At 59.5% G+C, this 26,868-nt stretch carries 22 protein-coding genes and 1 pseudogene; 12 read left to right on the top strand and 11 right to left on the bottom strand.

Translation table 11 applies throughout. The annotated features are described in order from the left end of the window. Positions 1 to 2 precede the first annotated feature (2 nt). A complete protein-coding gene (locus WNZ14_RS11170; protein WP_342868728.1) occupies positions 3 to 1,121 on the top strand; it encodes a YeeE/YedE family protein in 1,119 nt (372 codons plus the stop codon). On the opposite strand, the gene WNZ14_RS11165 is transcribed toward WNZ14_RS11170, so the two are convergent. Continuing rightward, positions 1,097 to 2,023, bottom strand: coding sequence for an MBL fold metallo-hydrolase (locus WNZ14_RS11165; protein WP_342868727.1), 927 nt, complete (start codon positions 2,021 to 2,023; stop codon positions 1,097 to 1,099). The two genes, WNZ14_RS11170 and WNZ14_RS11165, sit on opposite strands and share 25 nt — an antisense overlap. Before the next feature lie 104 nt (positions 2,024 to 2,127). Between WNZ14_RS11165 and WNZ14_RS11160 the strand changes: the two genes are divergently transcribed. Continuing rightward, complete coding sequence (locus tag WNZ14_RS11160) at positions 2,128 to 3,252, top strand: YeeE/YedE family protein (RefSeq protein WP_342868726.1); 1,125 nt, start codon at positions 2,128 to 2,130, stop codon at positions 3,250 to 3,252. Positions 3,253 to 3,533: 281 nt separating this feature from the next. Here WNZ14_RS11160 and urtE read toward each other — a convergent pair whose 3' ends face one another. The 5 genes from urtE to urtA form a co-directional block, all read right to left on the bottom strand. Beyond that, positions 3,534 to 4,229, bottom strand: a complete 696-nt coding sequence (urtE, locus tag WNZ14_RS11155; protein WP_342868725.1) for an urea ABC transporter ATP-binding subunit UrtE — start codon at positions 4,227 to 4,229, stop codon at positions 3,534 to 3,536. Positions 4,230 to 4,231: 2 nt separating this feature from the next. After that, complete coding sequence (urtD, locus tag WNZ14_RS11150; RefSeq protein WP_342868724.1) at positions 4,232 to 4,972, bottom strand: urea ABC transporter ATP-binding protein UrtD; 741 nt, start codon at positions 4,970 to 4,972, stop codon at positions 4,232 to 4,234. Further along, a complete protein-coding gene (urtC, locus tag WNZ14_RS11145) occupies positions 4,969 to 6,138 on the bottom strand; it encodes an urea ABC transporter permease subunit UrtC (protein WP_342868723.1) in 1,170 nt (389 codons plus the stop codon). Before urtC ends, urtD begins: the two co-directional genes overlap by 4 nt. A 3-nt stretch (positions 6,139 to 6,141) precedes the next feature. Then, positions 6,142 to 8,091, bottom strand: coding sequence for an urea ABC transporter permease subunit UrtB (gene urtB, locus WNZ14_RS11140; RefSeq protein WP_342868722.1), 1,950 nt, complete (start codon positions 8,089 to 8,091; stop codon positions 6,142 to 6,144). Between the two features lie 70 nt (positions 8,092 to 8,161). Beyond that, positions 8,162 to 9,454 (bottom strand): urea ABC transporter substrate-binding protein, encoded by a 1,293-nt coding sequence (urtA, locus tag WNZ14_RS11135; RefSeq protein WP_342868721.1) that lies wholly within the window; start codon positions 9,452 to 9,454, stop codon positions 8,162 to 8,164. Between the two features lie 336 nt (positions 9,455 to 9,790). On the opposite strand from urtA, the gene WNZ14_RS11130 reads away from it, so the two are divergent. The 6 genes from WNZ14_RS11130 to WNZ14_RS11105 all read left to right on the top strand — a co-directional run bounded on the left by WNZ14_RS11130 (position 9,791) and on the right by WNZ14_RS11105 (position 18,771). Further along, on the top strand, positions 9,791 to 10,360 hold the full coding sequence (locus tag WNZ14_RS11130; RefSeq protein ID WP_342868720.1) for a transglutaminase-like cysteine peptidase: 570 nt from the start codon (positions 9,791 to 9,793) through the stop codon (positions 10,358 to 10,360). A 134-nt stretch (positions 10,361 to 10,494) separates the two neighbouring features. Continuing rightward, positions 10,495 to 11,808, top strand: a complete 1,314-nt coding sequence (locus tag WNZ14_RS11125) for a DNA repair exonuclease (RefSeq protein WP_342868719.1) — start codon at positions 10,495 to 10,497, stop codon at positions 11,806 to 11,808. Next, on the top strand, positions 11,808 to 15,293 hold the full coding sequence (locus tag WNZ14_RS11120; protein ID WP_342868718.1) for an AAA family ATPase: 3,486 nt from the start codon (positions 11,808 to 11,810) through the stop codon (positions 15,291 to 15,293). The genes WNZ14_RS11125 and WNZ14_RS11120 overlap by 1 nt, the downstream gene beginning before the upstream one ends. Before the next feature lie 219 nt (positions 15,294 to 15,512). Further along, complete coding sequence (locus WNZ14_RS11115) at positions 15,513 to 16,997, top strand: SulP family inorganic anion transporter (protein ID WP_342868717.1); 1,485 nt, start codon at positions 15,513 to 15,515, stop codon at positions 16,995 to 16,997. Positions 16,998 to 17,178: 181 nt separating this feature from the next. Continuing rightward, complete coding sequence (locus WNZ14_RS11110) at positions 17,179 to 18,033, top strand: universal stress protein (protein WP_342868716.1); 855 nt, start codon at positions 17,179 to 17,181, stop codon at positions 18,031 to 18,033. Between the two features lie 45 nt (positions 18,034 to 18,078). Next, positions 18,079 to 18,771 (top strand): HAD family hydrolase, encoded by a 693-nt coding sequence (locus WNZ14_RS11105; RefSeq protein WP_342868715.1) that lies wholly within the window; start codon positions 18,079 to 18,081, stop codon positions 18,769 to 18,771. Here WNZ14_RS11105 and WNZ14_RS11100 read toward each other — a convergent pair. After that, positions 18,768 to 18,980, bottom strand: a pseudogene (locus tag WNZ14_RS11100) (phosphate acyltransferase); the annotation flags it as partial. The gene WNZ14_RS11105 and the pseudogene WNZ14_RS11100 overlap by 4 nt on opposite strands. A 189-nt stretch (positions 18,981 to 19,169) precedes the next feature. Here WNZ14_RS11100 and WNZ14_RS11095 point away from each other — a divergent pair. Continuing rightward, positions 19,170 to 20,321: a mechanosensitive ion channel family protein gene (locus WNZ14_RS11095; protein WP_342868714.1), complete on the top strand. Its 1,152-nt coding sequence runs from the start codon at positions 19,170 to 19,172 to the stop codon at positions 20,319 to 20,321. Here the strand turns inward: WNZ14_RS11095 and WNZ14_RS11090 are convergent. The 4 genes from WNZ14_RS11090 to WNZ14_RS11075 all read right to left on the bottom strand — a co-directional run bounded on the left by WNZ14_RS11090 (position 20,277) and on the right by WNZ14_RS11075 (position 24,245). Continuing rightward, positions 20,277 to 20,663, bottom strand: coding sequence for a hypothetical protein (locus WNZ14_RS11090; protein WP_342870214.1), 387 nt, complete (start codon positions 20,661 to 20,663; stop codon positions 20,277 to 20,279). The two genes, WNZ14_RS11095 and WNZ14_RS11090, sit on opposite strands and share 45 nt — an antisense overlap. A gap of 352 nt (positions 20,664 to 21,015) precedes the next feature. Next, positions 21,016 to 21,624 (bottom strand): hypothetical protein, encoded by a 609-nt coding sequence (locus WNZ14_RS11085; RefSeq protein WP_342868713.1) that lies wholly within the window; start codon positions 21,622 to 21,624, stop codon positions 21,016 to 21,018. After that, positions 21,621 to 22,781 (bottom strand): transporter substrate-binding domain-containing protein, encoded by a 1,161-nt coding sequence (locus WNZ14_RS11080; protein WP_342868712.1) that lies wholly within the window; start codon positions 22,779 to 22,781, stop codon positions 21,621 to 21,623. Before WNZ14_RS11080 ends, WNZ14_RS11085 begins: the two co-directional genes overlap by 4 nt. Positions 22,782 to 22,841: 60 nt before the next feature. Then, positions 22,842 to 24,245, bottom strand: a complete 1,404-nt coding sequence (locus tag WNZ14_RS11075) for a bifunctional enoyl-CoA hydratase/phosphate acetyltransferase (protein WP_342868711.1) — start codon at positions 24,243 to 24,245, stop codon at positions 22,842 to 22,844. Between the two features lie 252 nt (positions 24,246 to 24,497). Here WNZ14_RS11075 and WNZ14_RS11070 point away from each other — a divergent pair, with 252 nt between their 5' ends. The 3 genes from WNZ14_RS11070 to WNZ14_RS11060 are packed head-to-tail and all read left to right on the top strand — an operon-like array spanning position 24,498 to position 26,865. Beyond that, complete coding sequence (locus WNZ14_RS11070) at positions 24,498 to 24,800, top strand: PepSY domain-containing protein (protein ID WP_342868710.1); 303 nt, start codon at positions 24,498 to 24,500, stop codon at positions 24,798 to 24,800. A gap of 5 nt (positions 24,801 to 24,805) precedes the next feature. Then, positions 24,806 to 25,477 carry a response regulator transcription factor gene (locus WNZ14_RS11065; protein ID WP_342868709.1) on the top strand — a complete coding sequence of 224 codons (672 nt, stop codon included), beginning with the start codon at positions 24,806 to 24,808 and terminating at the stop codon, positions 25,475 to 25,477. Next, positions 25,474 to 26,865, top strand: a complete 1,392-nt coding sequence (locus WNZ14_RS11060) for a HAMP domain-containing sensor histidine kinase (RefSeq protein ID WP_342868708.1) — start codon at positions 25,474 to 25,476, stop codon at positions 26,863 to 26,865. Before WNZ14_RS11065 ends, WNZ14_RS11060 begins: the two co-directional genes overlap by 4 nt. Positions 26,866 to 26,868 lie beyond the last annotated feature (3 nt).

The following is a 26,868-nucleotide window of genomic DNA, read 5'->3' as shown; positions in this document are numbered from 1 at the left end:
TCATGATGGATTCAGGATGGGTATTGGCGCTTTCGGGCTGCCTGGTCGGTGCGGTCATCGGATATGCCGCGAGACGAAGCCATTTTTGTACAATGGCGGCACTCGAACGCCATTGGTATGCAGGTGACGACCGTCCGCTGCGGGCCTGGGCGCTGGCCGCCTTCACAGCCCTCATCGCCACACAACTGCTCAGTGCAGCTGGTCTCGTCACCATCGAGAAATCCTTCTATCTGACTGAACCGCTGCCGCTTGCCGGCGCAATTGTCGGCGGACTGATGTTCGGCGTCGGCATGGCACTGGTCGGCACCTGCGGCTTTGGCGCACTTGTCCGGCTGGGTGGAGGCAACCTGCGCGCGCTTGTGGTCCTCACCGGACTTGGGCTTGCGGCACTTGCCGCCCAGCGCGGCGTCACCGCCCACGTTCGCGCAGCCCTTCTTGATCCGCTGTCGATTGACCTCACGCGCTTTGGCGGACAATCCGCAGGCACATTGCTGTCCCGCGTAACCGGCCTAGACATCGCTCTGCCTATCGCGCTGCTGGTTGGCGCGGCCGGCCTCTGGTGGGTATTCAAATCGGCCAGTTTCCGCGCTGACCGCAAACGGTTGATAGCGGGCATTGTCATCGGCCTCTGCATCGCAGCCGGCTGGGTCATCACCAGCAATTATGCGGCACTGGCCTACCATCCGGTTCAGATCGAAGCCGGATCCTTTGTCATGCCGGTCGGCGAAACCATCCTTCAGATCATCACAGTCACCGGAGAACTGCCCGATTACGGCGTAGGCCTCGTCGTTGGCGTCTTCCTCGGGGCGGCAGTGTCTGCGTTCCGTTCCGACGACATGCGCTGGGAAGCCTGTGATGATGCGCGCGAACTCAGCCGCCATCTGCTTGGCGCTTTTATGATGGGAACCGGAGGCGTTTTCGCACTCGGCTGCACCATTGGACAGGGCGTCAGCGCCTTCTCCGTTATGGCGATTTCAGCACCTATCGTGATGATCTCAATCGCAGCCGGTGCCCGGATGGGGCTCGGCATGCTTGTCGAAGGCACGCCGTTCAGCTTTATCGCTGATTGGCGCGCCCCCAAGACCCTGGCAAAAGCTCAGCCCGCAGCCACGAAGCGGTAAGCCGAGCCTTCCCGTTCGACCTTTCCTTCACCGGGCTCGGGAAGGTGGTAACCCGTAAGCGATGCCTTGTCGGTCGCAAGCCGGTCGAGCAACCTGAGCCTTGTGGCCGCGCCCTTTTCCGGATCCTGATCCGACCCTGTCGGCCATGCGGGATACTCGAACGAAATCGCAAAATGGGTCATTGCGTCACCGGCAATCAGCAGCGGGTCCGACCCGCCATGGATCATGAACGACATGTGACCGGGCGTATGCCCTGACGTGTCGACGGCTTCGATACCCGGCAACACTTCGGCGCCAGGCTCGAACAGGTTGATCGTGTCTTCAAGAAACGCCAGCCGGTTCTGCGCGCCAACCGCGAAGGTCTTGCGCTCTTCCGGCATGGCGTCAATCGTTCCGGGATTGCGCCAGAATTCCCACTCCGTCCGGCCCATGTGGAAGCGGGCATTGCTGAAGACGACCTCATCAAAATCATCAACCAGCCCCCAAAGATGGTCGGGATGGCCATGGGTGAAGACAACGTCCGTAACATCAGCCGGATCGAAGCCCGCATCTGCCATGTTGTCGATAAGCTTGCCAGCAGACGGCATGAAGTTCGCGCCCGCGCCAACATCGAACATGATCAGCCGGTCAGCGGTTTTCAGAATCGGAACATTGCAATCAGGCAGCAGAGTATCGGTCGCCAATCCGTTCTTGACCAGCAGCGCCATCAGCTCATCCTGCGGTGCATCCGGAAACGAGAAGCTGACCGGCAGTACAAGGTTGCCGTCGCTGACGCTGGTCAACACCGCGTCGCCGATCTCGATTGCATTGGCCTGACGCAACCCCATCGGCATCATTGCGGTTGCCGCAGCTGCCATGCCGGCCTGCAAGAGTGTGCGTCGCTTCAGGTTGAGCGGTGCCATGATTTTTCTCCCATATAGATTTATATGAATATTTGCCTTTGTCTTGACCCAGGTCAATGCCTCTTGGCTGAAATCGGCGTTCTTGGTCTCACGGGGGTAATACCATGAACCTTGAACTGCTTGCTGACCGTTTCGGCGACAATGTGACGCTTCTCATTGGCGGCGCGGTCATTGGTGCAATATTTGGCGGTTTCGCGCAACAGAGCCGTTTCTGTCTGCGCGCGGCTGCCGTTGAGTTCTCCCGTGGCCAGATTGGCGGCAAGATGGCAATCTGGCTGATCGTGTTCTCGACCGCCATTGCCGGCACGATGCTGCTGACGTCTCTGGATATGTTCACCGCCACCGAAGCGCGGCAACTGGCCTCCCCGCAAAGCCTGTCGGGTGCCGCTCTTGGCGGCTTGCTGTTTGGCACCGGCATGGTGCTCGCGCGCGGCTGCTCCTCACGGCTTCTGGTGCTTTCCGCCACAGGAAACCTCCGCGCCCTGCTCTCGGGCCTCGTCTTCGCGGTTGTGGCGCAGGCCAGTCTGCACGGTTTCCTCTCCCCTGTGCGGGATGCGCTGGCAGCACCGCTGACAACACTGACCATCGGATCGAACGACCTCCTGGCGATGTCAGGCATCCCGGACTGGGTAGCCTCCGCAGCGGTCGTAATCGGCCTTCTGGCAAGCCTCTCACTGGCGATATGGCGCAGGATCGGGATCTGGAAGACCATTGCGGCCTTCGCTGTTGGCGCCTGCATTCCGCTGGCCTGGTTGTTCACCAGCGCCATGACCTCGATCGCCTTCGAACCCGTCCAGCTCAAATCCTTGAGTTTCACCGGCCCCTCCGCCGATACGCTGATGCTGTTCCTTTCGCGTCCCGGATCAATGATCGATTTCGACGTCGGCCTTGTGCCCGGCGTTTTCATCGGCGCGTTTGTTGCAGCCTGGGCAACCGGCGAACTTGAACTGCAGGGCTTTGAGGGAGGAGATTCGATGCGGCGCTATCTCGCCGGCGCAGCCCTCATGGGCTTCGGCGGCATGCTGGCCGGAGGCTGTGCTGTCGGCGCCGGCGTTACCGGCGCAAGCATTTTCGCGCTGACGGCATGGGTAACGCTGTTTGCGATCTGGCTCGCAGCCGCGACGACTGACTGGGTGGTTGACCGCAAACTCCCTGAACTCCGCGCCCGGGGCCGGGGAACAAACCTTGGCGCGCAGATCCAGATCACCGATCCTCACCCCGGAATATGAAAAGACCGCCAGGCAGGGCGCTGTCCGTACATCCGGGACTTGCGTTTTCCTGCCTGACGGCCTTTGGCAAAGCACTCTTTTCGAGCGTTGTTGTGATCCCCTCTGGATCTGGTTTTTATAAATGCATGTACCGTGCCAGTTCAGGCGGGTCGTTCCAAAGCGGCTTTCGCAGCCTTTTAAGTCCAGATCATTAACCTCGATGCACTTGCAATGGGCAGGCTCTGCTCGGCAAGATCAGCATTCGCCCAAAACCTGGGCATGCCGCCAAATTCACCAATTCCTCAAACCGAAACCGCAGCTCGAAGTGTTTCCTTACTCAGGCTCTCGCGATCGCCGGACATTTTGACTTCACCGCGCTCGATGACGCAGAACCTGTCAGCCAGACCATAGGCAAACTCGAAATACTGCTCCACCAGCACGATCGCCATCGTGCCCTCGTCACGAAGCAGCGAGATCACACGCCCGATCTGCTGGATGATGTTGGGCTGGATGCCTTCGGTGGGCTCGTCGAGCAGAAGCAATTTGGGCTTTGTTATCAGCGCGCGGGCGATGCTGAGCTGCTGCTGCTGGCCGCCAGACAAATCACCACCGCGCCGGTTGCGCATGTCCTTGAGCACCGGAAAAAGCTCATAGATATGATCCGGAATCTTGCGCTCGGAGCGCGGCAGGCAGGCAAACCCGGTTTCCAGGTTTTCAGTCACTGTCAGAAGCGGAAAGATGTCGCGGCCCTGCGGCACATAACCCACCCCCTTGGCAGCCAGCTGATACGGGGCAAGTTTCCCGATTGCTTCACCCGCGAGCGTGTAGTCGCCACCAGAGCGCTGATGAACCCCGGAGATGGCCTTCAGGAGGCTGGTCTTGCCGACGCCATTGGTGCCCATAACGCAGGTCACCTGCCCCACATCGGCTTTCAGCGAGATGCCCTTGAGGATTTGCGACTGGCCGTAATGCAAGGTCAGGTCTTCAACTTCCAGCATGGTCATCGCCCCAGGTACACATCAATGACGTCGGAATTGGCGGTAACGTGATCAAGCGTCCCCTCCGCCAGAACCGACCCTTCGTGAAGCACCGTCACCTTGCAATCGAGCCTGCGGACAAATTCCATATCGTGCTCGACGACCACAACCGCGCGGGTTTCCGCAGCCCGGCGCAACAGGTCAGTGGTGTGTTCGCGTTCGCCCAGCGTCATGCCCGCAGCCGGTTCATCGACCAGAAGCAGCTTCGGGTCCTGCGCCAGCAACATGCCGATTTCCAGCCATTGCTTCTGGCCGTGGGACAGTTCGCCTGAAGTCCGGTCAAGTTCTGCCGAAAGGCCGATTTCCTCTGCCAGTGCTGACACCCGGTTTCCGTCTTCCTTTGATGGCTTGTAGCGCAGCACAGCGAATGGCAGCCGGTCATTGCTGAGCGCCATCGTCAGGTTGTCACGCACGCTTTGTGCCTCGAACACTGTCGGCCGCTGAAACTTGCGGCCAACACCGGCACGCGCGATCTGGCTTTCGGACAAACGCAGAAGATCGAGCTGCGGCTCGCCAAAGCGCACCCTGCCCTCGTTCGGCTTGGTCTTGCCCGTGACGATGTCCATGAAGGTGGTCTTGCCGGCGCCGTTGGGTCCGATGATGGCGCGCAACTCCTGCCCGCCGATCTCGAAGGAGAGGTTGTTGATCGCCTTGAAGCCGTCAAACGACACCGAAATCGAGGTCACTTCCAGAAGCGCGCTCATGATGCTTCCTTTCTGACCAGCCGGTCAAACAGCCCGCCAATGCCTTTAGGCGCAAACAAGGTGACCAGCACAAAGCCAAGTCCGAGCAGCACCTGCCACCAGTCAACCCAGTCGATCGTGTAGAAGCCGAGCGGAATGCTGGGCGCCTGACCACCAGTGAACCACGACGACAGCAGCGACACCGTTGCAGCGCCGATGACCGCACCGTAAAGCCGCCCGCGCCCGCCGATCGCCACCCAGACCGCCAGATAGATCGAGGCGATCGGCGCGATTTCGGCCGGATTGATGATGCCAGCCTGCGGATAGTACAGCGCACCTGCGATTGCCGCGATCACTGCGGTCAGCGTGAACACCACCAGCTTGTAGGCCTCCACCGGGTAACCCATGAACCGAATGCGGGCTTCGTCGTCGCGGATGGCGCGGACAACATTGCCAAACTTGCCAGACACAACCCAGGCAGCCACCATATAGCCCAGACCGAGCGCAACAGCGGACGCCAGGAAAAACCAGACCGAGACCACCGATTGGGGCAGATCGGTCAGACCGGGGATGTTCTGAAGCCCTGACAGGCCATTGTTTCCGCGTAACCCGCTGTCGTTCTGGAACAGGTAAAGCGCCAGCGCCAGTGTCATCGCCTGGGTGAGGATGGAGAGATACACCCCGGTCACGCGGCTGCGGAAAGCGAGCCAGCCGAAAACCAGCGCCAGAAGCCCCGGCACCAGAACCACCAGGGCCAGCTGCGCATAGAGACTGTCCGCGAAATACCAGATCGCCGGGATATCAGCGCCACCCACGACACCGAAGATTTGCGAGCCAATCGCATCGCGGATCTCTTCAGACGTCGGCGGCAATTCCCCGCCGGCGAGTGAGGCGATGACGATGTCCTTGGTGCGCTCATACATCAGCCACATGCCGATCATATAGCCACCAAGCCCGAAGAAGGCGAAATGCCCCAGCGACAGGATCCCGCAATAGCCCCAGACCAAATCCATGGCGATGGCGATAAGGCAAAGGCACAAGGTCTTGCCGAGGATCTTGATCAGGCTCGTCGAGACAATGCCGAGCCCAAACCCTTCCGACATGATTGTGATCGCAATGGTAAAGACCGCGAGAAGACCGATGAAGATCAGCACCGACGGCTGCCTGGCAAACAGGGAGCGTTGCATGGTCTAGTCCCCCGCCGCACGGCCCTTGAGCGCGATAATGCCCTTGGGTCGGAACTGAATGAAAATGATGATGAAGATGATCATGTAGGTCTGCGCCGCCAAAGTGTTTGACGGATTGAAGAACTCGATCACCTTTTGCAGCGAACCGATCATTCCGGCACCGGCCAGCGTGCCCCAGATGTTTCCGACGCCGCCGACGACGACGGTCATAAAGCTCTGGACGATGTAACCGGAGCCAAGTTCCGACGTGACCTTGGCGAAAAGACCGATGGCAACGCCTGCGATCCCCGCAATGCCGGAGCCGAGCCCGAAGGTCAGCATGTTGATGCGGTCAGGCTTGATCCCCATCGAGGACGCCATCCGCGGATTCTGCGTCACCGCCCGGACCTCGAGCCCGAGCCGGGTCTTGTTCAGGATGAAAAGCAGCAAGCCAAGGAAGGCGATGGCAAGAACAAAGATCGCGATCCGGATATAGCTGATCGACACCACGTCGTTGAGCACCCAGGCGCCGTCCAGCCAGGATGGAGAGGTGAGCGGTCGGGCTTGCGTTCCGAAGATATTCTTGGCGATCTGCTGAAGCGCAATCGAAATCCCGAAGGTCGCAAGCAGCGTCTCCAGAGGACGGTGCGCGAGATACCTGATTACCAGCCGCTCAAGAGCGACGCCGGCCAGAAAGGCCACAGCGAAGGCCAGCGGTAGAGCGACGATGATGGAGACTGTGTAGTTGGGAATATACTGCTGGACGACATAGCCGGTGTAGGCACCGATCATGATGAACTCGCCATGCGCCATGTTGATCACTCCCATCACCCCGAAGGTGATTGCAAGGCCGATCGCGGCCAGGAAGTAGATCGACGCCAGCGACAGGCCATCCAGCGCCAGATCGACAAATTGATAGAAGCCCACGGTGCCGCTGATATTGGCGAGCGTCTCTCTGGCGGCCGTGGTTAGCACCGGATCCTTTTCGGTGTAGATGTCTGCGAACACATGATCAGCGATTGCGGAACGCTGTTCCTCGACACTCACCAGCGGCGGCACAGTCCCTGCAGCCGCAAGTGCCAGATAGGCCCTATCGCGTGCGGTCTGCGTTACCAGCTCTGCAACCGGAATTCCGGCAACCATTCCGTCCTGGATACTGGCGATCAACGCTTGCTTGCGCTCGGCCAGCGGCACGATGGGGCGCGCCTTGCCCTCGTCAACCAGCAACTGATAGGCCGCCGCCGGTTCTATGTCGCGACCGGGTGTGAGCAATCTGGCAACATTTACCCCCTCGGGCGCAGCGTCGAAGACCGCAACGTTTGTGGCAAGCAACGGGTTTAGCGCAGCCCGCGCGTCCACTCCGGGATCTCCGGCAAAACTCTTGATCGCGGCGACCCGTGTCGCCTGATCGCTGCCAAACGGAATGGTCAGCAGCCGTTGCAGACGTTCTTTCCTCGTCTTGATAGCGGGATCTGTTTCCGTTTCGATCGCGGCACGCAGGATGCTCAGGTGAGAGGCATTGGCATCGCGTTCCAGCGCTGTCAGCGCCTGCAGGCGGCGTTCCGGATCCGGGTCAGAAAGCTGGAACTGGACAAGTACCGCAGCAATCACGCCACGAACACCGCTGTTTGGCTTGAGATTGTCGAGTTCGTTTTCGTCGGCTTCGCCAGCTTCCGCGCCGGTCGCGACATCAATCAGCATCAACTGGCCGCCGTCGCGTTTCTCCACATAGAAGAACCGCCCGTCGGATTCGCGCTGCCACAATTCCTTCTCACGCCATTTCTCCAGCAATACCGCCACACCCGGCAACTGGCTTTCGGCAAGATCTTTGAGAACAGGGCCGATGGTCGTGCGCGAAGGCTTTTCGATCTTGGCGCGATGTATCTCGAGCAAGGCGTTGAGGTCACTCTCCTGCGCACTGGCGGGTGAAAGTGCAATCAGCGCGGCGAATAAGATGAGTGCGATGCGGAGCATGGAAAACCGGAATTGTTTGAAAACACTGCAGGAAGGGGACCCTGAGGCCCCCTTCCCTTGTCGTCAGTTATCAATAATTGGAATTGAGCTGAACGCAGGTCTTGGTCTCGGTGTTGTACATACCGCACTTCAGATCGATCCAGTCCGACTCAAGCACCTTGGATTCGGGCAGGAAGTCGGTCCATGCATCGCCTGGGACAGGCTCTGTCTGGCTGACGATGTCAAACTGGCCATCGGCCTGGATTTCGCCGATCAGAACCGGCTTGGTCAGGTGATGGTTGGGCAGCATTTCGGCCATCGTGCCGGTCAGGTTCGGAGCTTTCTGCCCGACCACGGCCTTTGCAACCGCATCGACGTCGGTGGTGCCAGCGGCCTCAACGGCCTGGACCCACATGTTGAAGCCGATATAGGTGGCTTCCATCGGGTCGTTGGTCACGCGTTCTTCGCCTGCAAATGCCTTCCATTCCTTGATGAATTCGGCATTGACCGGAACATCGGCAGACTGGAAGTAGTTCCAGGCAGCCAGGTGACCGACGAGGTTGGTGGTGTCGAGACCGGAAAGCTCTTCTTCACCGACGGAGAAGGCCACGACCGGAATGTCGTCCGCCGAGATACCGGCCGCTGCGAGTTCCTTGTAGAAGCCGATGTTGGCGTCGCCATTAATGGTCGAGATCACGCCAACCTTCTTGCCGTCGGCGCCAAGGGCAACCACGTCAGCAACAATCTTGGACCAGTCGGAATGACCGAAAGGCGTGTAGTTGACGAAAATGTCTTCGGCAGCAATGCCCTTGTCCTTGAGATACTGCTCGAGGATCTTGTTGGTTGTGCGCGGATAGACATAGTCAGTTCCGAGCAGCGCAAACTTTTCAACGCCGAGTTCTTCCAGGAAGTAATCGGTCGCGGGAATTGCCTGCTGGTTTGGAGCAGCACCGGTGTAGAAGACGTTCTTGGAGGATTCTTCGCCCTCATACTGAACCGGGTAGAACAGAAGACCGTTCAGCTCTTCGATCACCGGAAGAACCGACTTGCGGCTCACTGAAGTCCAGCAGCCGAACATCACGTCGACCTTGTCGACTGTCAGCAGCTCGCGCGCCTTCTCGGCAAACAGCGGCCAGTCAGAAGCCGGGTCGACGACAACTGCCTCGAGCTTCTTGCCCAGCACGCCACCCTTGGCGTTCTGCTGTTCGATCAGCATCAACACCGTGTCTTTAAGTGTTGTTTCAGAAATCGCCATAGTGCCGGAAAGCGAGTGCAGAACACCAACCTTGATTGTCTCCTCCTGCGCATACGCCGATTGTGTCAAAACGGTAGAAGTAATAAATGCCGCCGCCCCTGCGATACGCAATTTAGTGGTAAATTTCATGTCAGCCTCCGTGCTGTTCGTGTCCACGGATGTATTCAATGCAAACCCCTTGCCAGTTTCACTTGAGCCCGGAAATTAACGGATTTTAAAGCTATCCCGCATTGCCCGCCAAAATTCACCCCAAAATTATGCACATATTTGCACATTTTTTAGACTATGATTATTTCTTATGCAAAATTACCCATATGAATAAATAGGCGCCAATGTTCAATCGAGCCACATAAAGAACAGTTTCCCCAGGCAAAGCTTGCCTAACCGGCTTTTTTCGAATCTTATCATTGCAGTCGAGGCCGCCGGCCTTGCTAGAAACTGCAAACAAGGAGCTCCGTCCTATCCATGAGCGCACCTCTTTTCTTGCTGGTCGCCCTGGCGGCTCTGTTTTCACTGCTGTCGCCGGCATTCGCATCTACATGGCTAAAAACCGGCAGGGAGACCACCCGGCCCTATGGCCATGTGGAATACTGCACACGCAACGCATCTGATTGCCGCAGTCGTTCAGCGAATGCCGGTTTGCCGGCCGCACGTCTGGGCGTCCTGAACAGCGTCAACCTGGCAGTCAATCGTGCAATCAAGCCAGCTGCCGACACCACCGCCTTTGGCCGCAAGGAATTCTGGACAGCCAATGCCCGCGCAGGCGATTGCGAAGACTTCGCACTGGCCAAACGTGCCAAGCTTTTGCGCAAGGGCTTCAAGGCGTCACAGCTGCTATTGACCATGGGTTACGCCAGAGGTGAAGCTCACACCGTTCTGGTGGTCAGAACCCGGGATGGCGATTATGTCCTCGACAATCTTCAGGATGACGTCCAGCCGGTTCAGTCGGCGCGGATAAGCTTCCGCAAGATCCAGTCTCCCAAACATGGCGGTCACTGGCTGCAAATCACCGGGAAAACCGGCAGCAAGCCCTGATTGCAGTTCTGTCGCAGACACCGATCCTAACGCTTTCTTGCAATCGGCGTCGCGGCACTTTGCCGTCATGTCTGGCGAAAAACCTGTGCCCAAGCTGAAAGCCTGTGCTAGGGCTCGAGGCCACACGATCCTGAATGACTCGGAAAGCGCCGGAGGACATTTCAATCACCGGTTTCCGCTTTATCCATACCGCTGACATCCACCTTGATTCGCCGCTCAAATCATTGGCGCTGCGCAATCCGGACCTTGCCGATCTGATCGGCGGGGCGACCCGTCAAACCTTCAGCAACATTATTGACCTCTGCATCAATGAGCGTGTCGATGCGCTTTTGATCGCCGGCGATCTCTACGATGGCGATCAGACATCGATGAAAACGGCCCGGTTTCTGGCCAGCGAACTCGGCCGTCTTTCAAACGCCGGCATCCGCACCTTCATCATTCGTGGCAATCATGACGCCTTGTCGCGCATATCCCGCGAACTGGTGCTGCCGGACCTGGTCAAACTGTTTGGTGGACGCGCCCAGCATGCGCTCATTGAACGTGGCCCAGGCAAAAAGCCCGTTGCCATCCACGGTCTGAGTTTTGCCAATCCGACAGCGCCTGAAAGCCTGCTGCCGAAATACGCTCGGGCCATACCCGATGCCATCAACATCGGCATCATGCACACGAGCCTCGGCGGTGCGCCCGGCCACGATCCCTATGCGCCCTGCAGCCCGGCTGAACTGCAAGCCACCGGCTTTGACTATTGGGCACTGGGACATATCCACAAACGCGCTGCCATATCCGGATCGACCACCATCGTCATGCCCGGCATGCCGCAGGGGCGCGACATCAACGAGGACGGCCCAAAGTCCGTGACGCTCGTGTCCATCCTAGACGATGGAACCGTGCATCTTGAAGAAAGACAGACCGCACTCGCCGAGTTCACCCGTGTCACCATTGATGCGGGTAGCGTGAGCGAATGGAACGCCTTGGCGCAGTCCCTCAGCGACGCTCTGAAACAAGCTCGCACGGTTTCAGCAGCATCTGAACTGGTGGTACGGCTCGGCTTTACCGGTGAAACCCCGCTCGCCTGGCGCATGCGCCGTGACGCCGATCTGCTCATGGCCGAAGCTGAAGAACGCGCCGCGCAGATTGGCGCAATCTGGATCGAAAAGCTCGACATTGATTGCACACCGCCAAAGACGGCTCAAGGCTCTGCGACCGACCCGCTGCATGAGCTCAAAGCGCTGATTGAAACCGGCATCCTCGAGTCTGACGCGTTTGAAACCGCCCTGGCGAGTTTGGCGGATACGTTGCAGGCTCAACTGCCGACCGATCTTCGCGATCTGTTCGGCAGGGACGAGACAGAGACCAGAGCCCGCCGCATCGAGCTTGCCCGCCAGGGCGGTGATGACGTGCTGGCGCGGCTCCAATCCGGCGCTTCATCAGGGAGCGAGACTGCCTGATGCGCCTCAATCGCCTCGATCTCACCCGCTATGGCAAGTTCACCGACCATGTCATCAATTTCGGTGCCCGGACCGAGGGCGCAGCCGATCTGCATATCGTCTACGGCCCCAATGAAGCGGGAAAGTCGACCCTGTTCAGCGCCTGGCTCGACCTGCTGTTCGGCATCGGCGCGCAAAGCAGTTACAACTTCCTCCACCCCTATCCAAACATGCGTATTGGCGCAGCGATAGAAATCGATGGCAAGACCCAGGACTTTGTAAGGATCAAGCGGCCGCAGAACAGCCTGCTCGACGGCAGAGATCAAACCGTCTCCGACGGAGCGCTGCTTGCAGGTCTTGGCGGGCTCGACCGGGACAGCTACCAGACCATGTTTTCGCTTGATGACGAGAGCCTGGAACAGGGCGGCGAAAGCATCCTCGCAAGCCGTGGCGATCTGGGTGAACTGCTGTTCTCTGCCAGCGCGGGGCTGGGTGAACTCTCCCAGCGGCTTGTCCAGATCCGCACGGAGACCGAGGAATTCTACAAGCCCCGCGCCCAGAAGCGTATCCTCAGTGAACTCAAATCCGAGCTGGCGGAGCTGAAAGCCGAGCGCGATCTGATCGACACCCAGGCCAGCAAATATGCCCAGCTGAACAAGGATCTTGATGAGGCAAGGTCGCGGCACGCCGAAGCCGGCGAGCGACGAAAGCACCTCCGCATCCGGCTGACAGCGGTTGATCGCCTGCTGAACGCACGGCCGCGCCTGGCAGACATTGAGCGACTGAGCGAGCAGCTTGAACCGCTCATGGACCTGCCCGCAGTCGCGCCGGAATGGCGGCAGCAGGTGCGCGATCTCGGAAATGAGGAAGCGTCCCTCACCGCCAGCGGCGAAGCATTGAACGAAGAGATCGATCGTCTCAGCGCTGAACTGGAAACAATCGGTGTTGATGCGGAAATCCTGTCGCTTCAGGATAGGCTTACAGAACTTGACCGGCTGCGAACGCGCCATGATGCAGCCGGCGAGGATCTGCCGGAGCGCCGCACTGCACTGGGCCGGATTGACGGACGCATCGAGCAGTTTCTGGTCCGCCTCGGCCGGGCCGGCGAACCAGACGCGGAACAGCTCCTGCTGAACACATCCAGGACTGCGGCCCTGCGCGACCTCATCGATGCGCGGTCAAGCCTCGATGTGCGGTTGACCGTCGCAAAGAAAGAAGCCGCAGACGCCAAGGCCAGCCGCGACGACGCCAACGCACACCTGCAGTCTGCTGGCGGTGACCCCGCTCAAACCACACCAGAGCGCCGGCAAAGCCAGATCGCGGCCTTGAGCGAGACCCTGACACTGCTTCGCAATGACGATCACGGGCTTCGGCGCCAGACCGCCAAACGTGCCGTTGCCGCAGCCCGCGAAAAATCCGCTGCGCTCATCGACACACTGTCCCCATGGCAGGGCGACACCACCGAATTGCGAGCCATGCAGCCTCCTTCCCCCGACACACTCCGGAAATGGAAGTCGGAAATCGAGGAAACAGGGCGGAAGCTGGACGTCGCCCGCGAAGACATCACCCGCCTCACGCACTCCCTCAAACGTTTCGAGGCCGAGGCTGGCGCAGTCGCCCAATCGCGCGCCCTGCTCTCAGCCACGGAAACCGATAGTCTGCGGGCAGCCAGAGATCTGACCTGGGCAAATCACAAGGCCAGTCTTGACGCAGATACCGCCACATCCTTCGAAGCCGCGATGCGGGCCTATGATGAGGCAGCCGATAAGCGCGCATCGCATCAGGCCGATGTTGCCAAGCTCAATGAAATTGCGGTGCAAACGGCTATCGCGACAACGGAGCTTGAAGGCGCAACGGCCACAAAAACCAAGCTCGAGTCCGCGCTTGCCGAACTGAGTGCCCGGATCGCCAAAAGCATCGAACAACTCTCGGCCAGCCTTCCGACCGAGATGACAATTGAGACGCTCGAGACCTGGCTCCACCGCAGAGAGATGGCGATTGAAGCTGACGAAACGCTTCGTGCCCACCTCCGGGACCTTGAAACCGCTGGACAGGATCGGCAGGCGGCGGTCGACCGGATGGTTCGGGCGCTGGAGCCACTCGATCCTGAGCTTTCAACCGAGGACGACCTAGAGACGCTGGTCACCCGAGGGCAGCATCTGGTCAGCCAGGAAACCCGGCTCGAGGGCTACCGTCAGACATTGGCCGAACAGGAGCGCATTCTGACCCGGCGCGAACGTGATGTGCGAACAGCCGAAGAGGAAGCCAAGGTCTGGATGCTGGCCTGGAAGGAAGCCTGCGACGGATGCTGGCTTGGCGAAGGGAAACAGGCCCCGACCGCTGCGGAAGTGCGCGAGGCGTTGCCGGTGCTTGGCGAACTGGCAACCGCGATCCATGACCGCGCAAGCCTTGCCGACCGCATTGCCAAGATGGAACGCGATCAGGCCGATTATACTGCCGCCCTTCAGGCAACGGCCTTGAGCGCCGGGATTGAAACGGACGCTGTCCCTCCGGCCGCCATCGCGCGACACCTGACCGAACGGCTGGCAACAGCGGAAAAGGCGCGCACCCGGCACGAGGATCTGTCGCGAAAGATCGAAGAGGCCACGTCACGGCAGCGCAACCACTCTGAAACCCTTGCAGCCCATGCGGCCCGGAAGTCGCAGATGCTTGATGCGCTTGGCGCCGAGACGCTGGCCGATGCGGCCCTTCGCACAGAGCAGGCACTCGAACGCAAACAGCTTGCTCTCAGGATAGAGCAGATCGCGTCCGAGATTCGCGAGACGCTGGGCGCAGGCTCGCTCGAGGAGGCCCGTGCCCAATTGGAGGCCACGGACGCAGCAGAACTGAGCGCCGAAAAGCAGGACCTTGAAGCATCACTTGAAAAGCTCGACGCCGAAGTCCAGCATCTTTTCGCCGCCCAGAGCCGCGCATCAGAGGCCATGAACGCGGTCGGCGGAGACGATGCGGTGGCCCGGATCGAACAGAGCCGCAAGACAATTCTGCTCGCCATCGCGGACGGTGCCGAGCGTTATCTCAGGCTTTCAGCCGGGATCATCGCCATGGAACAGGCACTCACGCTCTATCGCGAGCGCCACAGCTCATCAATGATGCAGCGCGCGTCAGAGGCCATCCGCACCATCAGCCGTGGCCGCTATAGGAACCTGGCCTCGCAGCCAGACAAGGGACGCGAATTGCTGATCGCCATCCAGAACGACGGAACCTCCAAGCAGGCCGCGGAAATGTCCAAGGGCGCGCGGTTCCAGCTCTATCTGGCGCTTCGGGTTGCGGGTTTCCATGAATTTGCCGCCTCGCGCCAGACCGTGCCGTTCATTGCCGATGACATCATGGAGACGTTTGATGATTTCCGCGCCGAGGAAACCTTTAGGCTTTTTGCCGGCATGGCAGGCGTCGGCCAGGTGATCTATCTCACTCACCATAGTCATCTCTGCGACATTGCCAGGTCTGTGTGCCCGGACGTGAAGATCCACGAACTCACCGCCTGATTTCGGCCTTATCGGCAGTTTTTCCGCACCTGCGAACAGGCGTGGCTTGGCAATCCCGGCTTATGCCTGTATCGAGACCGCACTCTCGTTGATCCGCTTACGGATCATGATCCCAGCAGGAAGCAGGAACGCCGGGCCGCAAACACTGTTCGCATTGGCCCCTCCTGCAAGCACAGCATCACCGAAACATCCTTTCACCGGACAGGACGCCAACTCTCCATGATTTCGCTCAACAGCTATTTTTCGCAGTGGACCAGCAACATCCGGGGCGACATCCTGTCCGGCCTCGTCGTCGCACTGGCGCTGATCCCGGAAGCCATCGCCTTCTCGATCATCGCAGGCGTCGACCCCAAGGTCGGCCTCTACGCCTCGTTTTCGATTGCTGTCATCACCGCGATCGTCGGCGGGCGTCCGGGCATGATTTCGGCGGCCACGGCGGCGACTGCCGTGCTCATGGTCACTCTGGTCAGGGAACACGGGCTTGAGTATCTGCTTGCAGCCACCGTGCTCGCCGGCCTGATCCAGATCGTGGCGGGCATCGCCAAGCTGGGCTATGTCATGCGCTTCGTGTCGAAATCGGTGATGACCGGCTTCGTCAATGCGCTCGCGATCCTGATCTTCATGGCGCAACTGCCCGAACTCATGGGTGTGCCCTGGCTCACCTATGTCATGGTCGCAGCAGGCCTTGGCATCATCTATCTGTTCCCGCTGATCACCACCGCCATCCCCTCGCCGCTGGTAACCATCGTCGTGCTCACCGCAGTCACGGTGTTCTTCGGCTTCGACCTGCGCACCGTGGGCGACATGGGCGCGCTGCCCGATACGCTGCCGATTTTCCTGATCCCTGACATCCCGCTGACGCTCGAAACATTGTGGATCATCCTGCCCTATTCGGTCGCAGTTGCCGCCGTCGGCCTGCTCGAATCGCTGATGACCCAGACCATCGTCGATGATCTCACCGACACCTCATCCAACCGCAATATGGAATGCGTCGGCCAGGGCATCGCCAACACTGCCACCGGCTTCATTGGCGGCATGGCCGGTTGCGCCATGATCGGCCAGTCGATCATCAATGTGAAATCCGGCGGACGCGGACGCCTGTCGACCTTTGTTGCCGGCGCCATGCTCTTGTTCTTCATTGTCGTGCTGGGGGATTCGGTCGCCAAAATTCCGATGGCGGCGCTGGTGGCGATCATGATCATGGTCTCGATCGGCACATTCTCCTGGTCCTCGATCAAGAACCTGCGCACCCATCCCCGCTCCTCTTCCGTAGTGATGCTGGCGACCGTCCTGTTCGTGGTCTTCACCCACAATCTCGCCATCGGCGTCCTCGTCGGCGTGCTGCTGTCGGGCCTGTTCTTCGCCTGGAAGATCGCGCAATTGTTCGGCGTCCGCTCGCACCTTTCGGAAGATGGCCGCACACGGACCTACATCGTCGAAGGCCAGCTGTTCTTCGCGTCAGTGGAAGATTTCATGAAAGCTTTTGATTTCCGCGAAGTGCTCGAGCGTGTCGTCATCGACGTCTCCCGCGCCCATATCTGGGATATTTCCAGCGTCGCAGCACTCGACATGGCGGTATTGAAATTCCGCCGCGATGGCGCCGAGGTGGAGATCATCGGCATGAACGAAGCATCGGAAACCATCGTCGACCGGCTTGCCATTCACGACAAGCCGGGCGCCATGGACCAGCTGATTTCGCATTAAAGCAATTCCAGCGAAAGTGGGAACCGGTTTCGCGTCCGCAATTGCGTAAAATCAACGAGCTAGTGCATCCTGCATCAGGCGAAATCGCCTGATGCATATAAGATGCCCTGGTTTAGTAGAAATAGAGCGACCTTTGTGCGTCCAGGTGGACGTGGCATGCGCTCTAAGGGAGGACATGATCATGACCAACATCCTTTTGGCCCTTGTTGACGGGTCCACCTATTCGAAAAGCGTCTGCGACCACGCGGCCTGGGCTGCGGAACGCATGAACGCCGAAGTCGACCTGCTGCACGTGCTCGACCGCCATCCGGGCGCGAGCAAATCAGATCTCTCCGGATCGATTGCGCTGGGTGCCCGCACCGCATTGCTGGAACAGCTTTCATCGCTTGATGAGCAACGCTCAAAACTGCTGCAGCAGAAGGGCCGCGCCATCCTTGACGATGCCCGCAGCATCATCGAGGCCGCAGGCCAGAAGGTCGCCGGCGCTCACCTGCGTATGGGCGAAATAGTCGACACGGTGATCGAGCAGGAAGGCCCCGCCAGCGTGATCATGGTTGGCAAACGCGGCGAAGAAGCCGATTTCGCAAGCCTCAGGCTCGGCGCCCACCTCGAGCGCTTCATCCGCGCCAGCCACAAGCCGGTCTTTGTCGCCTCCCGCGCCTTCAAGCCGATCACCACCGCAATCATCGCCTATGATGGCGGCGCTTCAAGCCAGCGCGTGGTCGATCACATTGCCCGAAATCCGCTGTTTGCAGGCCTGAACATTGATCTGGTCACCGTCGGAAGCCGCAACCGCGACACCGAAAAGGCGCTCGAAAACGCCAAGGCCATTCTCGTTGGCGCCGGTTTGAGCGTGGAAACAACCATTCTGTCAGGACAGCCCGACGAGGTTCTGGGCAAACGCGTCGAGGAGCACGGCTCCTGCCTCGTCGCCATGGGCGCCTACGGCCACTCCCGCATCCGCGCCTTCGTCATCGGCTCGACGACTAGTGAAATGCTCAGAAGCTGCAAGGCACCGGTGCTGTTGATGCGGTGAGAGTTCCGGCCTGCCCCGGAAAACCTTGTATTTGGGATATTTGCAATGCTCAAGACCATTGCTTTCGACGCCGACGATACACTTTGGCAAAACGAGCAGTTCTATCGCCTGACCGAGCGGGAATTCCGTGCACTCCTGTTTGACCATGCGGAAGGCGACCATCTTTCGGAACGTTTGCTGGCCGCAGAGAAACGGAACCTGAAGATCTACGGATTTGGCATCAAGGGTTTCGTTCTGTCGATGATCGAGACGGCGATCGAAGTCACCGACGGCCAGGTTCCGACCGAAACCATCGCCAAGATTCTGGCGATCGGCCGCGAACTTATGGGCCACCCGATCGAACTGATGGAAGGCGCGGGCGATGTGCTCGACACGCTCGCCGGCCGCTACAGCCTTATGCTGATTACCAAAGGCGACTTGTTCGACCAGGAACGCAAGCTTGCCCAGTCCGGTCTGGCAGAGAAGTTTGCCGCCATCGAAATAGTGCCGGACAAGAACGCCGCGGTCTACCGGCGGATATTCGCCCAGAGAGGCGCGGAGCCGCACAGCACGGCGATGGTCGGCAACTCGCTCAAGTCAGACATCGTTCCCGTGCTCGAGCTTGGCGCATGGGGCATCTTCGTCCCGCATGCCCTCACCTGGTCATTGGAGCATGTCGAAGCACCCGTCGATCATGACCGTTTCAGACAGATCGAAAACCTGAGGGCGCTGCCTGACCTCCTGTCCCAGCTTCCCTAAGCCACCCCAAGCGGCCTAAGCCTGCTCCAGTGATAAGACACCTTTGCCAGCGCCGCCGAGACAATCCGGGCATCCACGGTGTCCGAGCGGCTGGTCAGCATGATCGGCACCTGCGCGCCAAGCACTATGCCCACTGACGAGGCGCCGGCCAGGTGGATCAGCTGTTTGGCGATCATGTTGCCGCTTTCGAATTTGGGCATCACCAGGTCTTTGTGGCCTCACCGCAAGCAACCAGAATCCGCTCGCAGCTAGCATCTTACCGCATCTCCATCAGATAATTTCGCGCTGAAACCTCAGCCCAAAATGGTGAAGCCACAGCCAATCGATTTGGGATGATGCCTTGACACCCTGCTCAAGCTGCACTTGGATGCTGCAGTGCAACAGAAACGGAAGACCTTATGGAACCAGTTGAAGCCGTTGAACCGGTCTTTCACGAAGTCAAACAGGCCATGGGCCTTTTCGAAAGCCTGGTGCCGGCTGCAATCTGGCCCTGGCTGATCGTCACACTTGGTATTTTATTTGCCCTGATCCTGCATTCGGTTTTCTGGCGCCCCGTCAGCAGGTTCTACAGGGGCCGGTCGGGACTTGTCTTTTCTGTCTTGCCGAGATTGCGCAAACCAAGCCGGCTGCTTGTTCTGATGATTGTTGGTCTTTTCCTTGTGAATGTCGCGGGTCTGCCTCCCGCCTGGCGTGATGGCCTGTCTCAATTCGCCACAGCGACGCTGCTGGTCGTCATCGGCTGGATCCTGATCGTAGCACTGGACGTTGCATGCATGCGATTTCTCAGACGTCTTCCGGGCGACGCTGAAGACAATTTGTCGACGCGCAAGCAGACGACGCAGGTGCGTATGATCCAGAGGATCGGCAGACTTTTGATCGTGCTGATGACCGCAGGCTTCGTGCTGTCGAGTTTTGACGCGGTGCGGCAATTCGGCGTCAGCCTGTTCGCGTCCGCCGGTGCTGCAGGTCTGGTTCTGGGCTTTGCCGCGCGCCCTGTGCTTGCCAATCTGATTGCTGGAATTCAGATTGCTCTCACACAGCCAATCCGCCTTGAGGACGTGGTTATCGTCGAGGGAGAGTGGGGATGGGTTGAGGAGATTGCATCCACCTATGTGATCATACGGATCTGGGATTGGCGCCGCCTGGTGGTTCCACTGAGCTACTTCATTGAAAAGCCGTTTGAGAACTGGACGCGGGAAAGCGGTTCGATCATCGGCTCGGTAAACTGGCATCTGGACTACACTGCACCCATTGGCGATATTCGGCTGAAACTGGAAGAAATCGTCAAAGCGTCGCCCAGATGGGACAAGAAAGTCGTCAATCTTCAGGTGATTGAAACGGACCGCGACAGCGTCACAGTGCGCGCCTTGATGAGCGCTCGCAATTCGCCGATCGCTTGGGAACTCCGCTGCGAAGTCCGGGAAAACATGCTTGAATGGCTGCAACGCGAGCATCCCGGCAGCCTTCCAAGAAGCCGGGCCCAACTCCATCTCGTGCCCGATGCATCAACTGTAATGCCCCAAAATATCAAACAGGCTGCCAGGACATGAGCTGGAACTCACGTCCTGTGATCCGCACACATCTGCCCTCATGGCGCCTGTCATTTTCGCACAGAAATTTGCAGGTTTTTGACAGCGCGGCTTGTACGGGTCGCCATTTCTGGTGCGAGCCGCTGACCTGTCGGAGCAAGTCAACTCTGAGTTTCCGCATCTAAGACGGCAACCCCAACGGCCACTCCCGCCGCAAGTGATAAAACACCTTGGCCAGCGCCGCCGAGACGTGCGGGCGTAGATGGTATCCGACCGGCTGGTGACCATGATCGGCATCTGCACGCCGAGCGCAATGCCTGCTGACGAGGCACCAGCCAGATGGATCAGCGGCTTGGCAATCATGTTGCCGCTTTTAAGATTGGGCGTCACCAGAATGTCGGCGTAACCCGGCGGACGTCGGGCTCTAGGTCCGATCCCGAATAGGCGTGGTACAGGCTGAACTGGCGAGAAGCTGCAAGGATGCAGCGATTTTGCCTGGTATCCGGTCATTGGGTATTGCGCGTGATGTTCCCGTCATTGGGCCTGTCGGGATGAGATCGTCGACCTTCCGGCAGACGCCGCCAGAGACGCGGAGGGAAGAAAGCCGAACGTGATCGGCTTGCCGGTATCACGTAAGCCCAACACACCCCAATCTGATTGCAATTTGTTGTCGGCACACTTTCTTCAATAAAGGCAAGGTCTGTGGAACCGTGCGCTACTCCAGGAACCTGAATTGGGAGAAGATCCACCAGATCTCGGCCACGATCGCGGCAATCGCGAAAGCCAGGTGGTAGCTTCTTCGCTTGATGAAAGCTGCGGCGATGCAGAGCAAGCTCAGGAGGGTTTGCCGGACAGGATACATTGATCCGAGTGCTTCGAAATATTGCCCGCCCTTCAGAGCCGAATCCAACATGTCCACGACAAAAAACGTGGCAAGAAGGCCGTAAAACCATTTCTGCCGGGAGTGAAAGTAATTCTCATAGCCGGAATAATCCGCCATATGGTCGGGAAACAGCAATGTGGAGATGAAGAAAATCAGCGCGGCATAACTGAGCACGAACACATATTCGCCGAACCCCCATTGCGTGACCCGGAACAAGCCGAACTCGAACCACCAGAAATGAATGACCGAGAGCAGCACGAAGAATACCCATGCCAGGTGCGGCGGATAGATCCGGTTGAGTGCGGGATGTTGTACAAAACGAGACAGCCCACCCAGCAGACGCGTCACGCTCAACCCGGTAACGACACCGATCACGACCCGGATGTGCGCGAAAGCCTGGGGATCAACGGCAGTGCTCGCGGCAACCAGCTCGTCGCTCACCAGTCGCTTCCGAAATACTCGGTCTTCAGATCGTCGATCACACCGTCCTCCTTCAGGCCCAGCAACTCAATTGTAAGCGGTTTGGTCAGCGCGCTTTCCGGCGACAGGGCAAAACCATATTTATCCGGCTCGAAGATCTGCCCAACCACCGAAAGCGACAGGTCGGGCATCACATGGGCATAGTATTCCAGCACCGGCGCATCGCCCACAATCGCGTCGATCTGCCCTTCGTTGAGGGCTCTGACAGCAGCTTCAATGCCGGCAAAAGACCTGATGTTCAGGCCTGAGGCTCTGGAGAAATCCTCAGCCACGCTTCCGGCAAAAACACCAATTTGGCGGCCCGGCAGATCTGCAGGGCCGTCGATAGCCCCCGTGATTGCAAGGGTCGTCATCACGCTGGTGACTGAAGACGTCACATACGCCAGGACCCCGATCCCGCAGACCAGCCACAGAGCGGACCATATGCGCCCCAGCCAGCCGAAGAGGTTCTTTCGCGCAGGGGTCCGTCCTGACGTCGCCACCGACATCACCGCAAAGAAGCTCTCGGCGATCCCGTCGCGCCAGCGCCGGGGAAAATCGGGATCGAACCGGCGGTCAAATGCAGTCAGTGTGAGCGAAGCGAACACAATGATCGCGATCAGCCAACCATAGGCACGCAGGTAACCCGCTTCCGACAGGCCCTGAAGGATTGCGTTGAAACCGGTGGCTGGCTGCTCAGACACCATGATCCGCAATCCCGCATCGAACCAGGGTTGCGTAAAATCAACAACTGCTGCGCGATCTTTGGTGATCGTCAGGTTGGTTATGGCAATGTCCACTGCGCCGCCGGCGGTCGCATCGATCAAATCACGAAATGTCGAATACACTGTGTAGTCCGTCTGGATATTCAACCTTTCAGCAAGGTGCTCCCAGAGATCGATCGCCATCCCGGTTTCAGTGCCATTCGCATCGATCATGACAAAAGGGGGACTTACATAAATGCCCGCCTTTACACGTGTTTCGGCTGCATTATCCGGAACCTGCGCCAAGACTGGGCCAGGTTCCAATAGGAAAATACCAAAGAGGACTGCAACGAAAGCCGTTGCCACCAGGCTGGAGAGCTTTGCAACGGGGACCATCATTCGTCGATTTTTAGGAAGCGGTCGAGATATCGTCAACCTCTGATCGCCCCGAACTGAACCCTGATAATCCCACAGAAATACACCCTCACTCTGCCCCTACCCCAGCCCCAACGGCCGCTCCCTCCGCCAGTGATAAAACACCTTGGCCAGCGCCGCCGAGACGATGCGGGCATCGACGGTGTCGGATCGGCTGGTGAGCATGATCGGCACCTGCGCGCCGAGCGCGATACCCGCTGACGACGCGCCGGCCAGATGGATCAGCTGCTTGGCGATCATGTTGCCGCTTTCGAGATTGGGCGTCACCAGAATATCGGCATAGCCAGCCACGTCGGAAACGATCCCCTTGGCGGCCGCGGCGGCGGGAGAGATGGCGTTGTCGAAGGCGAGCGGTCCATCGACCTTGCCACCAACGATCTGGCCGCGGTCATGCATCTTGCAGATAGCGGCAGCGAGAATTGTTGACGGCAGCTTGCCGGTCACGGTTTCGACAGCCGACAGCAGCGCCACCAGCGGCGTTTCGACCCCGATCGCAATGGCGAGATCAATCGCGTTCTGGACGATGTCGCGCAATGATTCGAGATCGGGCGAGATATTGATCGCCGCGTCGGTGACGAACAGCGTCCGGTTCTGGCCCGGCACATCGAGCGCGAAGACATGGCTGAGCCGCCGTTCGGTTCTCAATCCCGTGGCCTTGTTGAGGACTGCGGTCAGCAATTCGTCGGTGTGCAGCTTGCCCTTCATCAGTGCGCCGGCGCGGCCCTCGTGCACCAGCGCCACTGCCATTTCGGCTGCGGCATGGCTGTGCGGGGCGTCGACGATTTCGAGCCCGTGCAAATCGAGACCCGCCGCTTCCGCAGCGGCCTCGATCTTGGCCCTCGGGCCGACCAGCACCGGCACGATCATGCCCTCGTCGCGCGCAGCAAGCGCCCCGCCCAGGCTGAGATCGTCGCAGGGGTGAACGATGGCCGTGACCAGTGGATCAAGCAGCCTCGCCCGATCAACCAGCTCGCCAAATCGAACACCCGGCGCCTTGAGCTGGGTGATCGGCATGCGGGCCATGTGCCGTTTGATCTTCTTGCGCGGCGCCTGCACCTCGGCGCTGCCGGACACAACGATCTCGCCATCGGCATTGACGCAAGCGCACTCCAGATTGACCCGGCCCGAGCTCTTGTCGATGCCGGTGACTTCAACCCTCACGCTGATGCGGTCACCAACGCTGACCTCGCGATGGAATTTGAGCGTCTGGCTGAGATGAACGGTACCTGGACCCGGCAGCCGCGTCGCCAGAACCGCAGAAATCAGTGTCCCCGCCCACATGCCCTGAACAATGCCCTGCTGAAGTTCCGGCCCATCCTCGTCGCCTGCATCCAGGCTTGCAGGATTGACATCGGCCGAAACCGTTGCAAACAGCGTGACATCCGAACGTGTGAGCACCCGTTCGATCTCGGCCCGGTCGCCGAGAATTATTTCGTCAATGGTGCGGTTTTCAATCAGATCCATAAAGACACCCCGAAGACACTCCACCTGGCTGCAACCGGTCGCAGCATTTGCCCGGCGTTCCCGGAAAAGTGCGCGATTGCACAGCCCGGACGGCAGCGAACTTGCCCCACCGGTGCACCACATACAAGACAGCGCGGAGGATAAGCCTGTCATTCCGTGGATTGTGTTTTGGTGATACGGCAGACTTCGGGAGACTGTGTGCTGACCGGGCGTGTCAGTGTTCTGTCATCTTCAAAACACGATGATGCCTCCATGAATCGCTTTTTCTTTGTCCTGCTGTTGCTCATTGCTCTGGCGCCTGCGCGCGCGAATGATGATCTGCGTCAACGCGAAAAGCTCAGCGCTGCGGTAAAAAAGGGAGAGATCCTGCCGTTGTCGGACATCCTCAAGACAATCAGACCGCAAATCGGGGGCAAAATTCGGGAGATAGAGTTCGAATATTCCGAGGGCACGCCGATTTACGAGCTCTATGTTCTCGATGGCGCAGGTCGCCGCCTTAAATATGAAATCGACGCGCGGACGGCGAAGATCCTCATCCTCAAGAACGGTCGCTAGAGCCCATGCGCATTCTGCTTGTCGAAGATGATGAACGTATCCGCCGGGATGTCGCCACAGCGCTGGACGCGGCGGGCTATATCGTCGACAGCGAAACCAATGGCGAAGAGGCCTGGTTTGTGGGCGACACCGAGACCTACGCCGCTGCCATTCTTGATCTCGGATTGCCCGGCATCGACGGAGTGACCGTTCTCAAACGCTGGCGTGCAGCAGGGCGTGATTTACCGGTCCTGGTCCTGACCGCACGGGGAACATGGGCCGAGCGGGTGGAGGGCATCGACGCGGGCGCGGATGATTACCTGCCCAAACCCTTTCGCATGGAAGAACTTGTCGCCCGGCTGCGCGCCATTATCCGCCGCTCCGGCGGACAGGCAAGCCCGGTCGTCATTGTCGGAGGAGCAGAACTCGACACGCGGCAGATGCGGCTCAGCGTGGATGGCTTGCCCATCAGCCTGTCGCCGCAGGAATATCGCCTTGTTGCCTACCTGATGCTGCACAAGGGCCGCGTGGTGCCGCAGCAGGAACTTGCCGAGCATTTGCAATCGGCTCATTTCGAGCGCGAATCCAATGCCATCGAGGTACTGGTCGGCCGCGTCAGGCGCAAATTGCCTCTCGAGCTGATCGAGACCCGCCGTGGCTTCGGCTACATCGTCGCCGAGCCGGACATCGCCTCATGAAACCCGGTCGGTCGCTCCGGTTCAGGTTGTTTGCCTTTGCGGCAATCGTTGTGGCGGTGGCCCTGCTGGTCACCGGCTTCAGCCTGTCGGCCCTGTTTGATCGCCACCTCGAGCGCCGCGTCGGCCAGGAACTCGACACCCATTTAAACCAGCTCACCGGCGGCCTGCGCTTTGACGCCAACTCGGCCCTGTCGCTTGATCGTGAGCCCGTCGACCCGAGGTTTCATGCGGTCTTTGGCGGCTTGTATTGGCAGGTCGGCGATGAAACGAAAGCCAGAGAGCTCAAGTCGCGGTCCTTGTGGGATACCGACATCAACGTCCCCGAAGACACATTGCGCCCGGGCGAAACCCATGTCCACGACACCGCCGGTCCACAGGGCTCGGAACTCCTGGTCCATGAAACACTGGTGCTTCTCACGGCACCTGACGGCGATCATCGATTGCGGGTAGCCGTGGCCATCGACCGGGCAGAAATCAGCACGCTCGAGACCGGATCTGCAAGAGATCTGGCTCCGGTTCTGGCAATCCTCGGCGGCGTGCTTCTGCTCGGCTTGCTACTTCAGATCGACGAAGGCCTGAAGCCGGTTTATCGCGTTCTTTCGGGCGTCAGCGCCATTCGGAACGGAGCGCTGCGGCGGCTGGAAGTCGACAACGTGCCACAGGAGGTTGGGCCGCTGGTCGAGGAGGTCAACGCCCTGCTCGACGCCCAGGATCAGGCCATCAGCCGCGCCAGGGACCGCGCGGCAAACCTGGCTCACGGCCTGAAAACCCCATTGTCCGCGCTGGTCTCCGACGTCGAACGGTTGCGTGCCAGGGGCGAGACCGAGATCGCCGACGATATTTCCGAACTGACCGAGCGTATGCGCCGCCATATCCAGCGTGAACTTGCCCGCGCCCGGCTGCGCCATGGTCGAAGCCAGGACCGCACGCCACTCAAGCCCATCGTCGATGGCATCCTGCGCGCGCTCAAGCGGACCCCGGCAGGAGAAGACCTCAGGCTGGAATGCGTCGTCGATGCAGCCATCACGGTTCCGGTCGATCCGGACGATCTCAACGAACTCCTCGGCAATCTGGCGGAAAACGCGGTTCGCTTCGCGCGTCACCATGTGCTGGTCGAAGCCAAGACCTCATCAGATGCGATTGTCATCCGCATTGGCGATGATAGCCCTGGCCTTGATCCGGTTGACGCGAACAGGGCTATCGAGCAGGACAAGCGGCTTGATCAATCCGAAACCGGTGCAGGCCTCGGCCTGGCGATATCCGGCGACATCGTCGACGCGTTTGGCGGAAAACTTGAACTCGGCTCATCATCGCTCGGCGGGCTGGAGGCTCGAATTTCGATCCCCCTTGCATCCCGGACAGGCTCGCAGTCTGCAGAACCTTCCTGAGCG

Origin of the sequence: Hoeflea sp. AS60 (assembly GCF_038900115.1) — a bacterium.
Classification (GTDB): Bacteria; Pseudomonadota; Alphaproteobacteria; order Rhizobiales; family Rhizobiaceae; genus Hoeflea.
This window is presented reverse-complemented; position numbering and strand designations above follow the sequence as displayed.